The sequence below is a fragment of the Streptomyces sp. NPDC021225 genome, from assembly GCF_044332865.1.
In the GTDB taxonomy this organism is placed as follows: domain Bacteria; phylum Actinomycetota; class Actinomycetes; order Streptomycetales; family Streptomycetaceae; genus Streptomyces.
The window spans coordinates 1,118,102-1,130,017 of record NZ_JBIRPV010000003.1 but is presented as its reverse complement, the minus strand read 5'-3'; the positions used below and the strand labels follow the sequence as shown (position 1 = coordinate 1,130,017).

The following is an 11,916-nucleotide window of genomic DNA, read 5'->3' as shown; positions in this document are numbered from 1 at the left end:
GTCGATGACGTGGGGGGCCGGAAGAACGTGGAAGTGCTGTCGGACGGGGTCAGTAGCCGCGGACGTCGGGCCAGCGGCGCTGCACACCCGCCCGGTCCAGGAGGCGGCCGAACTCCTCGAACCGCTTGTCGTCGGCCTGCACCTGGTGGGGCTCCACGCCCTCGTCCAGGCAGTGCGCGGCGAGCGCGCCCGCGACCTCGCCGACGTTCCACTCGACCGGGTGCAGCCGGTAGCAGCCGTTGGTGATGTGGGTGGTGCCGATGTTCTTGCCGGCGGGCAGCAGGTTCCGCACCCGGCGCGGCACCAGCGCGCCGAGCGGGATCTCGAACGGCACGGAGCCGACGTCGATGTAGGTGTCGCCGCCCGTGGAGGGGTGCAGGTCGATGCGGTAACCGCCCACCCCGACCGAGTCGCGGTAGCGGGTCCCGCCGTACGGGCCGACCACGTCGATCGCGACGTCCTGCTCGACGACCGTGGTCACCGCCTTGATGCGCCGCGACTCGCGCACGTAGGCCGCCTTGGCCAGACCGTCCGCGGTGCCGGTGACGTCCGGGCGGATCCGCAGCCCCGGGAAGCCGGTGCCGCCGTCCGCGCGCGGCGCCTCCGTCTGAAGCCAGTACAGCACCGACAGCGACAACTGGCGTGCCCCGCGCAGGGCTTCGACCTCCTGCCCGACGTAGGGCTTCAGCCAGTAGTCGTTCAGCGGCCAGTTGACGAGGGTGATGTCAGAGCCGAAGGCGCCCGGCCGGTGCAGCTTGCGGGCGAGGATCCGGCGGAACCCCCACAGCTCCTTGTCCCCGGCGTCGGCGCTCTGGTCGGCGCTGACCGCCAGCGGGTCGAGGTCCGGGTTGGGCACGAAGGTGCGGGCCACGGGCTCCAGGGTGCGCGGGTCGGGCGCCTCGAAGCCGAGCAGCGGACCCGGCCAGAAGTCGGGTCGGTAGGCACGCCAGAAGTCGTAGTCCTCGGGCCGGTCCACGGTGTGGTCCTCGCCCTCGTGGTGGGAGAGCGCGAAGCACACGGTGATGCCCTGCTGGTTGTCGGGCCGCGCCTCGGCGGGGGCGTGCGGCTCGCCGAACTCGTCCCGCGCCTCGGCCCCGTTGGCGTGCTCCACATCGGCGAGGTCGAGCAGTTCACCGGTCTCGGTGGCGTCGACGACGTACCGGGCGGTGAACGTGGTCAGCGCGCCGCCGCGCAGGTCGCGCACGGTCACCGCGCGGATCAGGTCGCCGTCCGTCTCGGCGGACACGGCGCGGTGCTCGGTCAGGACGGTCAGCAGGCCCGCGGCCCGGTACGGGGCGAGCAGGCTCTCCAGGACGGCGAGCGCCACCCGCGGCTCGTGGCACAGCTTGCTGACCCTGCCCGCTCCCGGGTTCAGCTCCGCGAGCCCCAGCGCCTCGGCGCGCAGCGGGTACCACTGCCGGTAGTAGGCCCGGATCCCCTCGCGCAGCGCCCGGTACGACGCCGTCGTACCGAACTGCTCCACCCAGGGGTGCTCGTCCGGCGGCACCGCCTGCGCGGTGAGCTGACCGCCGATCCAGTCCGTCTCCTCGGTCATCACGACACGTCGGCCCGCCCGGCAGGCACCGAGCGCGGCGGCGACCCCGCCGAGGCCGCCACCGACGATCAGGATGTCCGTTTCCGCTGTCACAGTGCTCCTTGTTCTCGTGTCCGAGTGTTCGTCAGGGGGCGTCATGGCCGCCGCGGACCGGGCGGGCCCGCCGTCTCGCCGGTGCGGAACTCGCAGGCCACCAGCGGTTCATGGGCTTCCTCACCGGCCACCAGGGCGGCGAGGAGCCGGACGGCGGCCGCGCCGAGCTGGTGCCGGGGCACGTCGAACCCCATGGGTACGGGCGCGGCGGCCAAGTCCGGCGGCGGGCCGCCGAGCAGCCCGAGCGAGACGTCCCCCGGGCAGCTGAGCCCCGCCTCCCGGACGGCGGCGTCCAGCGCGCGCCAGGCCGCGCCGGTGTCCGTCTCCTCCGCGACGAACGCCGTCACGCCGTCCGCGACCAGCGCGCGCACCCGCTCCGCCGTCACCTCGCCCGCCGGGTCGGCGCAGCGCAGCACCGCCTCCGGCCCCGCCTCGGCACCGACGGCCGCCAGCCCCTCCAGAAAGCCCCGCTGACGGTCCGCGGACGCCGGGGCGTCGTCGTCCTCGCGCACCAGGACGATGCGCCGGTGACCCAGGGCCGCCAGGTGCTCCACGACGGCGCGGCTGGCGCTGACATAGTCGGCGCCGACCCAGGCCGGCCCCTCCCCCTGCTCGCGGCGGCCGAGGTGGACCACGGGGAAGCCGTCGGCCACGAGCCGTTTGAGCTCGGCGCCCGGCGCGTGGCGGCCGAGGAAGAGGCAGCCGTCGGCCAGGCGCACCCGGCTCAACGCGTCCGGCCCGGCCGCGCCCGCGCCGCCGCTGCTCGACCCGGTGAACAGCACCAGGTCGTAGCCGCGGGCGGCGGCCTCCTGCTCCACACCGACGAGGAACGGGTAGTACGAGTGCTGCACGTCCGTCGGGAACGTCGCGGTGAAGCTGAAGACGCCGAGGAGGTTGTTGCGGGCGGCGGCCAGCCGCCGCGCGGCCGGGTCGTGCGTGTATCCGAGGCTGCGGGCGGCGTCGAGGACGCGCTGCCGGGTCTCCTCGGAGATCGTCGCCGCCTTGCCGTCCGTGCGGGCCGACAGCACCAGCGACACCGTGGCCTGCGAGACTCCGGCGAGCTGAGCCACCTCGGCCTGCCGCGGGCGTGACGTACGGCTGCCCGAGCCCGGATTCCGTCCCGGCTTCGCCCGTTTCCTCGACTGCTCCACGCTTGATTCCTTCTCGCCACCGCTGAACCATTGGTAATGCGCATTACCTATGCGCATTACCGAGCACTCTGCGGGTGGCGCGCGGAGTAGGTCAAGACGTGTGCGGCAACTTTGCGAACCGCGGTGCCTGCTGACGGAGGCGAAGAAGGTCGCAGCGGGTGCGGAAGCCGGAGGAAAAAGGCAAGCTGGTCATGATCGATCTCGACTCCCGAGTGCCGAGCCGACCCGTCCTGAGGTGAGCCATGAGCGTGGAAGCCGACATCCCGAGCCTCGTCGGCGTCCACCACCTGAAGCTGCCGGTACGCGATCTCGCCCGCTCCGAGGCGTGGTACGGGCGCACGCTCGGCTACCAGCGGGCAGCCGAGTTCCTCGAGCAGGGGGTGCTGATCGAGATCGTGCTGAGCCATCCGGCCGGCGGACCGGACCTGGCGCTGCGGCTCGCCCCGGACCGGGCGGAGGCCGCCGCCGGCTTCGACTACTTCGCCATCGCGGTGCCCGACGGCGCCGCGATCGAGGCGCTCGCCGCTCGCCTGGAGGCGCTTGGCGAGCCGCACGGCGGCGTCTGGCGCGGCCTGCGCGGATGGGTGCTGCCGTCGCTGCATGACCCCGACGGCCACGAGGTGCGTTTCTACACCATGGAGGAACACACCTCGCACGAGCCCGGCGAGGTCATGCGCATGGTGGACCCCCTGGAGAGCGCCGAGCAGGTGCGGCCCGCCGCGCCGTAGCTCCGTACTACTTCCGCAGGTCCTGTTGCAGGGTCCTCAGCGCCTGCTCGCTGCTCTTGACGCCGGTCAGGGCGGCGTATGCCTGCTGCTGGATGGCCGAGGTCACCTCGCCGTACCGCACGACGCGCGGACGCGGCACCGCGGTCTCGATGGACTGCTTGAGGACGCGCAGGTACGGATACTCCTTGGTCAGCGACGCGTCGTCGTACAGCGCAGCGTAGGGCGGAGCGAAGGCGGCGTCCTTGAGGAACGTTCTCGCGCTGTCCTGGCTGGTGAAGAACTTCATGAAGTCCATCGCCGTGGCCTTGTTCCTGGCGAAGGAGGAAAGGGCCAGGTTGTGCCCGCCCAGGCTGGCGGAGCCGGGCCCGTTCAGACCGGGCAGCGGCGCGACCGCGAACTTCCCCGCCACATTGCTCTTCCGCGCCAGGGAGTACACGTACGGCCAGTTGCGCAGGAAGATCAGCTTCCCTGACTGGAACGCCCGACGGCTGCCCTCCTCCTGGTAGGTGAGGGCCTCCTTGGGAATCGTGCCGTCCTTGAAGGAGCCGACCAGGAAGTCCAGGCCCTTCTTCGCCTCAGGGGTGTCGACGTCCGGCTTGCCGCCGGCGTCGGTCACGACACCGCCGGCCGACTGCACGGCCTCGGAGAAGTTCACCGTCAGGCCCTCGTACTTCCGGAACTGCCCTGCGTAGCAGGACATGTCCTTGGCCTCGGGCAGCCTCTTCACCTTGGCGCAGTCCGCCTTCATCCGCGACCAGGTCGTCGGGGGCCCCGCGATGCCGGCCTTCTTCAGAAGATCGGCGCGGTAGTACAGCAGACCGCCGTCCGAACTGAACGGCACGGCGTACAGGGCGCCACGATACTCAGCCGTCTCCACCACCGGCTTCAGCATCTTCCGCAGGGGAAACTGGTTCTCGGGCAGCTTTTCGATCCACCGGTGGGCGGCGAACTCCGAGGTCCACACGACGTCGAGGGAGAGCACCGTGTAGGCGTCGGACTTCGTCTCCGCGTTCTGGATCATCTCCCGGCGCTGCGAGTCGGCGTCCGTCGGCAGCTGGATGAAGCTGACCTGCTCCTTGGGGTGCAGCCTGTTCCAGCGATCGAGCGCCGCCTGGACTGTGCCCGTCGTGTCCTTGCCGGCCACGAACGTGATGGGGCCCCGGCCCTCGAACGACGGGTCCCCGGCCTGCTCCCCGGAGTCGCTGCCCCCTGAGGAGCCGCAGGCGGTCAGGACGAGCGCGGCGGCGACAAACCCGGCCGAGCGCCGCAGTGCTCTGATGGTGACCATGAGATTCCTCCGCCATCCTCCGCGCGCAGCGTGTCCGTCGCACCCACCCTCGCCCACGGGTACGGCGAACCGGCCGCGACACGACTCCAGGTCGCTGACGGCCGGCTGGACATCACCCTCGCCGCGCCACGGAGGCCTCCGCGATCATGGCCGGGCCCGCTCTGTCAGCCGGGCCCGGCCCATGCTCACATGGCGGCCGGAACGACCAGGCGGTGCGTACCGGGCGGGGCCGCGTACAGTGGCCCGGCCGGGTGCGCCCCGGCGTCATCGGCCGGGGTGGCCCCCACGACCACGACGTTCCAGGGCAGTTCACTCTCGGTCTCGATGACGGTCTCGCCGCCCGAACGCCGGACGGTGAAGACCGCGGCCGCGGTGCCCGACCGTGCGGGGATGGTGGTGACGGTCACGGAGCCGTCGGCCCCGCCCGGGTACACATGGAGTGTCACGCCGTCCGCCCAATCGGATCGCGGGCTGTCGTCCACCGCGCCGAAGGGGACCACCGAGCCCGGCCGGGCCAGCAGCGGCAGCGTCCGGAAACCGTGCCGCTCGCGCCTCCAGCCCGGACCGCTGACCCGCTCGCCGGTGATCACATTGGTCCAGCTGCCCTCCGGCACGTAGTACTCGACCGTGCCGTCCTCGCTGAAGACGGGGGCCACCAGCAGATCCGCGCCGAGCATGTACTGACGGTCGAGCGAGTGGGTGCTCAGGTCCTCGGGGAATTCCAGCAGCATGGCCCGCATCACCGGTGTGCCGGACTCCTTGGCCTCGACCGCCGCGTGGAAGAGATACGGCATCAGCCGGTGCTTCAGCCGGGTGAAGTCACGGGTGACCTCGACCGCCTCCTCGCCGTAGTCCCACGGCACCCGGTAGGACTTGCTGCCGTGCAGCCGACTGTGCGAGGAGAGCAGGCCGAACTGCACCCACCGCTTGAAGACGGCCGGCGGCGGGGTGCCCTCGAAGCCGCCGATGTCGTGGCTCCAGAAGCCGAAGCCCGACAGGCCGAGGGACAGGCCGCCGCGCAGCGACTCGGCCATCGCCTCGAACGTCGACTCGCAGTCGCCACCCCAGTGGACCGGCATGCGCTGGCCGCCGGCGGTGGCGGAACGGGCGAAGAGCACCGCCTCGCCCTCGCCGCGCTCTTCGACCAGCAGGTCGAAGACGGTCTCGTTGTAGAGCTGGGTGTAGTAGTTGTGCATGCGCTCCGGGTCCGAGCCGTCGAACCAGACGACGTCTTCGGTCGGCACCCGCTCGCCGAAATCGGTTTTGAAGGCGTCCACTCCCTGGCCGAGGAGGTGTCGCAGTTTGGCGGCGTACCACTCGCGGGCGGCGGGATTGGTGAAGTCCACCATGCCCATTCCGGCCTGCCACTTGTCCCACTGCCAGACGTCACCGTTCGGCCGCTTCAGCAGATAGCCGGCTGCCATGCCCTCGGCGAACAGGTGGGACTTCTGCGCGATGTACGGATTGATCCAGACGCAGACGCGCAGCCCCCGCTCCTTCAGCCGGGACAGCGTCCCTTCGGGATCAGGGAAGACCGCCGGGTCCCAGATGAAGTCGGACCACTGGTACTCCCGCATCCAGAAGCAGTCGAAGTGGAAGACGCTGAGCGGGATGTCCCGCTCGGCCATGCCCGCCACGAACCGGGCGACTGTCTCCTCGTCGTAGGAGGTGGTGAAGGAGGTCGACAGCCACAGCCCGAACGACCAGTCCGGCGGCAGCGCGGGCCGGCCGGTGAGACCGGTGTAGCGGCGCAGCACGTCCTTCGGGGCGGGTCCGGCGATGACGAAGAACTCGAGGGACTGATCCTCAACGCTGAACTGGACCCGGCCGACGTTCTCGGAGCCGATCTCGTAGGACACCTTGCCCGGGTGGTTGACGAAAACGCCGTAGCCACCGCTGCTCAGGTGGAACGGCACGTTCTTGTAGGCCTGTTCACTGCTGGTGCCACCGTCGGCCTGCCAGATGTCGACACTCTGGCCGTTCTTGGTGAACGGTGTGAAGCGCTCGCCGAGGCCGTACACGGTCTCGCCGACGCCGAGCGACATCTTCGCCAGCATGTAGTGGCGGTCGTCGGCGTCGGTGACAAAGCCCAGGTCGCGGGGGCCGAGCGAGGTGATGACCTTGCCGCCGGAGACAAACCTGAGGGTGCAGGAGCCCTCGGTGTCGGCTTCGAGGGACAGCGCGCCCGAAACGAGCTCGACCGTCGAGCCTTCGCGAGCGGTCTTCGCATGACCGCCGTCCGGGTCGGGGTTAAGGGGGAACGCCGGGGTGCGGGGGCGCGTGCCGCCGTGGTGCCACACCCGTACACCGATAACGCCCTCGGCGGGTGACCACGCCTCCACGGTCACCAGCGGGCCGTTGAGCGTGTCGCCGCGGTGCCGGACGCGGGTGACCGGCGCGTAGAGGGTGAAGCGGTCGTCGGCGACGTCCACGTCGGCGACGGAGGTGGCATAGCGGGCCGTCACGCCCGGCCGCATCTGCCAGTAGCCGTCGGTGAACTTCATCTCAGTGCTCCTGCGTGGACGCGCGGTTGACGGTGATCAGCTCGCGGAACCAGTGGTAACTGTCCTTGGGCGTGCGTTCCTGGGTGTCGTAGTCGACCCGTACGATCCCGAAGCGCTGACCGTAGCCCCGGGCCCACTCGAAGTTGTCCAGGAGCGACCAGCAGTAGTAGCCGCGGACGTCCACCCCCGCGTCGACGGCGGCGGACACGGCCGCCACATGGTCGCGCAGGTACGCCACCCGGTCGGTGTCCCGCACGGCTCCGTCCGGCGAGACGGTGTCGGCCTCGGCGGAACCGTTCTCCGTGATGTAGACGGGCGGCAGGTTCGGGTACCGCGCGGACAGGTCCACCAGCAACTCGGTGAAGGCCTCGGGGACGACGGGCCAGCCCATGGTGGTGTGCCGGGTGCCGTACGGGTCGCTCTCGGCGACCCGGATGTCCATGGCGGTACGCCGGGACGCGTCGGCCTCCGCGTACGGTGCGTCGGAGACGGTCAGCGGGCGGTAGAAGTTCAGCCCCACGAAGTCCAGTGGTGTGCCGATGGTGTCCAGGTCACCGTCGCGGCGGTACGAGCCGTCGGCCAGCTCGCCCCAGGTTTCGGACTCGTCGGTGGGGTACCGGCCGTTGAACAGAGGCTCCGTCCAGACCTCGTTGTGCAGCGTCTCGGCGCGCCGTAGCGCGGCCAGGTCGGCCGGGGAGGAACTGGCCGCATGGATACGGTCGAGATTCAGTGTGATGCCGACCTGGGAGGCGCCGGCCTCCCGCAGGACCCGCACCGCGTTTCCATGGGCGAGCAGCAGGTGGTGCGCGGCGGCCAGGGCTCCGGTGCCCTCGCGGGCGCCGGGAGCGTGCCGTCCTTCCGCGTATCCCACGAAGGCGGAGCAGAAGGGCTCGTTGAGGGTGATCCACCGGCCCACCCGGTCGCCCAGTCGCTCCACCACCAGCCGGGTGTACTCGGCGAAGGCCTCGGCGGTCTCCCGGACCCGCCAGCCGCCCCGGTCCTCCAGCGCCTGCGGCAGGTCCCAGTGGTAGAGCGTGACGGCAGGGGAGACACCGGCTTCGAGGAGCGTGTCGGTGAGCCGGTCGTAGAAGTCCAGCCCCTTCGCATGGGCCGGGCCGGTGCCCTGCGGCTGGATCCGCGGCCAGGCCACGGAGAAGCGGTAGGAGTCGACACCGAGGCGCCGCAGCAGTTCGACGTCCTCCGGGTAGCGGTGGTAGTGGTCGCATGCGATGTCACCGGTGGCACCGCCCTGGGTGCGGCCGGGAGTGTGGCTGAAGGTGTCCCAGATCGACGGTCCGCGGCCGTCCTCGTCGTGCGCGCCCTCGATCTGGTAGCTCGCGGTCGCGGTCCCGAAGACGAAGCCGGGTGGGAGGACGGGGAACCGCGCGATGTCCGGTGAGTGAGGTGACGTGCTGCTCATGCTGTAAAGCGGACCTTCCGGGTCTTGAGAGGTGTGCGTGGCGTACTCGGGGAACGGGCACGAGCGGCTCGGTCCGGCCGCTCGTGCCAGGGGGTCGTCCGCGTACTACTTGACCGAACCGCCGGTGATTCCGGCGGCGACGTACTTCTGGGCCAGTATCAGCAGGATCGCCGCCGGGACGGCGGAGACGACGGCCGTGGCCATGACCGCGCCCCAGTCGCTGACGTGGGCGCCGATGTACTCGTACATGCTGAGGGTGATCGGCTTGACGTCGTCCGTCGTGTTGAGCGTCAGCGCGAACATGAAGTCGGACCAGGCGAAGAGGAAGGTGAAGAGCCCGGCCGTGATCAGCGAGTTACGGCTGATCGGGAGCACGATGCGCACGAAGGCGGTGAATCGGTTCGCCCCGTCGACCATCGCCGCTTCCACGATCTCTTTCGGGATCGACACCATGAACGCCCTCAGCAGCACGATGGAGAACGGCAGCCCGAGCGAGGCGTCGGCCAGGATCAGCCCGGGGAGCGAGTTGACCAGGTTCAGGTCGACATAGGCGCTGTAGAGCGCGTTGGCTATCACGATGCCGGGCACCATCTGGGTGATCAGGGTGCCGAACACGATGGACCGGCCGCCCCGCAGGCCGAGCTGGGCCAGGCCGTAGGCGGCGGGCGCCGCCATCGCGAGACAGACCACGACCGCGCCGAGCGCGACGACCAGGCTGGTCACGAGCGAGCCGCCCTGGCTGTCCAGCGCCCGCTCGAAGTTCGACCAGCCCGGCGAGGTGGGGAACCAGCTGGTCGAGGCGAGACTCTCGCCCGGCTGAAGGGCGATGTTGAGCATCCAGTACAGAGGGAAGAGCAGGATGAGCAGAACGACCAGCGCGATGACGGTGTTGCTGCCCCGTCGCAGGGTGCGGGCGGACATGGTGATCACTTCCCCTGACCGAAGTCGGACCGGTTGGCCCGGAGATAGAACACGGCGAACACCGCGCTGATGAGGATGAGGACGTTGCCGACCACGGCGCCCTGCCCGAAGTCGAGCTGTTGGAACGAGAGCTGGTAGGTGGCGGTGCCCAGGGTCTGCGTGGAGTCGGCCGGCCCGCCGCCGGTCAGCGCGAGGATCAGGTCCAGGATCTTGATCGTCGACATGAAACCGAGGACCAGGACCACCGTGATCACCGGCCGCAACTGCGGCAGCGTGATGCTGCGGAACGTACGCCAGGGACCGGCGCCGTCGAGCGAGGCGGCCTCGTACATCTCACGCGGGATCTCCTGGAGCCCGCCGTAGAGGATCACCATGTTGAACGGGATGCCGACCCAGATGTTGACCAGGATCGCCGACAGCAGGGCGACGCTCGGACTGCTCAGCCAGGGCACCGGCTCCGAGGTGAGGTGCAGGTTCATCAGCAGGGTGTTGAGCACCCCGGTGTCCTGGTCGAGCAGTTTCCGCCAGACGACCGACGAGACGACCATCGGGATGAGCCACGGAAGCAGCAGCACCGCGCGGGCGAAGCCGGACAGCCGGAAGCGCCGGGAGAAGAACACGGCCAGCGCCAGGCCCAGCACGAACTGGCCGAGCAGTGAGCCCAGCGTGAAGAGGACCGTGTGCCAGAGAGATTTGGTGAACAGCTCGTTGCCGAACACCGCGGTCCAGTTGTCGAGGCCGTTGAAGGGTGCCTCGCCGGTGAAGAAGGTACGCGGTGTGTAGTGCTGGAAGCTCATGACGACGTTGCGTACGAGCGGATACCCGAAGAAGGCCAGCATGTAGAGGACGGCGGGCGCCACGAAGAGCCAGCGTGTCAGCGTGGCGCGGGACGCTCGCCGGCCCGGGACCGCGGTGCTCGCCGCCACGGACTTGGCGGGCGCGGCAGTGGTGGTACTCATGGTGGCTCTCACTCTCCGCCGGCCGTGGCCTGCGACTGGGCACGCTTCAGCGCCGCTTCGGGCGAGGCGCTGCCGGTCAGAACAGACTGGAAGGCGCCCGCCAGGGCGCTGGAGACGGCCGGCCACCGGGCGCCGACCTTGGCGGTACGGGAACGGGCGGTGGCGACCGTGTCGGCGAAGCCCGCGAGCTTCGGATTGTCGGCCTTGTACTGGGCGGCGGCGGAGTCCCTGGTGGGGATGTTGTTCACGCCCGCACCCCAGCCCACCTGGTTCTGGCTCTTGTTCAGGCAGTTGAGGATCTTGGCGGCGGTGGCCTGGCGCCCGGTGTCGTCGGTACGGGGCAGGGTCATCACGGTTCCGCCCATCGGGGCCACCGGAGCCTTGCCGGCCACGGGCACCGGGATGGTGGTGACCGCCCAGTGCAGGGACTTGTGCTGGCTGAGCACGGGAACCTGCCAGGGGCCGTTGACCATCATGGCCGTACGGCCCGCGATGAACTGATCGTTGACGTCCTGCTGGTTCCAGGTGACCACGGCGCTTGACGCGGACCGGGCGGTGACCAGGTCCTTCCACAGCTTGAGCGCCTGTTCGCCCTTGCCGTTGTCGATGTGGGCCTCGTCACCGCCCGCGGACCAGAAGAAGGGAAGGAACTGGTACACCCCGTCCGCGTCGGGAGTCGCGCTGAAGGCCATCCCGAACGTCTTGCCCCGGGTGAGCTTCTTGGCCGCCACCTTCAGCTCGTCCCACGTGGTGGGCGGTGCCACCCCCGCCTCCTTCAGCACGTCCGTGTTGTAGAACAGCGCCAGGGTGTTGACCGAGCGGGCGATGCCGTACGCGGTGCCCTTGAAACTCCCCATGCTCACGGCCCCTGGCGAGAGCCCGTCCACACTCACGCCCGCCGTCTTCAGCGGGACCAGGCCGCCGGTGTCGGCGAACTGCGGCAGCTCCGATCCGTCCAGCTCCAGGATGTCGGTCATCGAGTGTGACGACGCCATCCGCAGCGCCTTGGTCGCCACCTGGGCGGCGGGAACACTGGTCTGCTCGACCTTCACCCCGAGGGGCTTGGCACACCGGTCGAAGAACTTCTGCTGTTGGTCGTGCTCATGCTGGTCCGTGGCGGAGTTCAGCACCGTGATGGTGTCGGGGTCGGCCCCGCGCGCGCACCCGGTGAGGCCGGCCGAGGCCACAACGAGGGTCAGGAGCAGGACCGGCGCCGGCGGGCGGCGGCGAAGCAATGGCATGTGGTGTCTCTCAGTTCGTGCTACGGCTCTGCAAGGGGAGACGGAGGTCGTGCGAG

Annotated in this window: 9 protein-coding genes; 1 reads left to right on the top strand and 8 read right to left on the bottom strand. The window is 70.1% G+C overall.

What is annotated here, in order from left to right; all coding sequences use genetic code 11:
• Positions 1–49: 49 nt before the first annotated feature.
• Both ACH4S9_RS18360 and ACH4S9_RS18355 read right to left on the bottom strand, forming a co-directional pair.
• Positions 50–1,648, bottom strand: a complete 1,599-nt coding sequence (locus tag ACH4S9_RS18360) for an FAD-dependent oxidoreductase (protein WP_311721760.1) — start codon at positions 1,646–1,648, stop codon at positions 50–52.
• A 41-nt stretch (positions 1,649–1,689) separates the two neighbouring features.
• Complete coding sequence (locus ACH4S9_RS18355) at positions 1,690–2,799, bottom strand: LacI family DNA-binding transcriptional regulator (RefSeq protein WP_398372919.1); 1,110 nt, start codon at positions 2,797–2,799, stop codon at positions 1,690–1,692.
• Between the two features lie 242 nt (positions 2,800–3,041).
• On the opposite strand from ACH4S9_RS18355, the gene ACH4S9_RS18350 reads away from it, so the two are divergent.
• Positions 3,042–3,527, top strand: coding sequence for a VOC family protein (locus ACH4S9_RS18350; RefSeq protein ID WP_311721758.1), 486 nt, complete (start codon positions 3,042–3,044; stop codon positions 3,525–3,527).
• A gap of 7 nt (positions 3,528–3,534) precedes the next feature.
• Here the strand turns inward: ACH4S9_RS18350 and ACH4S9_RS18345 are convergent, their stop codons facing one another.
• The 6 genes from ACH4S9_RS18345 to ACH4S9_RS18320 all read right to left on the bottom strand — a co-directional run bounded on the left by ACH4S9_RS18345 (position 3,535) and on the right by ACH4S9_RS18320 (position 11,860).
• A complete protein-coding gene (locus tag ACH4S9_RS18345; RefSeq protein ID WP_398372917.1) occupies positions 3,535–4,815 on the bottom strand; it encodes an ABC transporter substrate-binding protein in 1,281 nt (426 codons plus the stop codon).
• Between the two features lie 185 nt (positions 4,816–5,000).
• Positions 5,001–7,319, bottom strand: coding sequence for an alpha-xylosidase (gene yicI, locus ACH4S9_RS18340; RefSeq protein WP_311721756.1), 2,319 nt, complete (start codon positions 7,317–7,319; stop codon positions 5,001–5,003).
• A 1-nt stretch (position 7,320) separates the two neighbouring features.
• Complete coding sequence (locus ACH4S9_RS18335; protein WP_398372914.1) at positions 7,321–8,739, bottom strand: GH1 family beta-glucosidase; 1,419 nt, start codon at positions 8,737–8,739, stop codon at positions 7,321–7,323.
• Positions 8,740–8,844: 105 nt separating this feature from the next.
• Positions 8,845–9,660 carry a carbohydrate ABC transporter permease gene (locus tag ACH4S9_RS18330; protein ID WP_311721754.1) on the bottom strand — a complete coding sequence of 272 codons (816 nt, stop codon included), beginning with the start codon at positions 9,658–9,660 and terminating at the stop codon, positions 8,845–8,847.
• 5 nt (positions 9,661–9,665) lie between these two features.
• The gene (locus ACH4S9_RS18325; RefSeq protein ID WP_311721753.1) at positions 9,666–10,619 is read right to left on the bottom strand and encodes a sugar ABC transporter permease; all 954 of its coding nucleotides are present in this window, start codon (positions 10,617–10,619) and stop codon (positions 9,666–9,668) included.
• Positions 10,620–10,627: 8 nt separating this feature from the next.
• Positions 10,628–11,860, bottom strand: a complete 1,233-nt coding sequence (locus tag ACH4S9_RS18320) for an extracellular solute-binding protein (protein WP_398372911.1) — start codon at positions 11,858–11,860, stop codon at positions 10,628–10,630.
• Positions 11,861–11,916 lie beyond the last annotated feature (56 nt).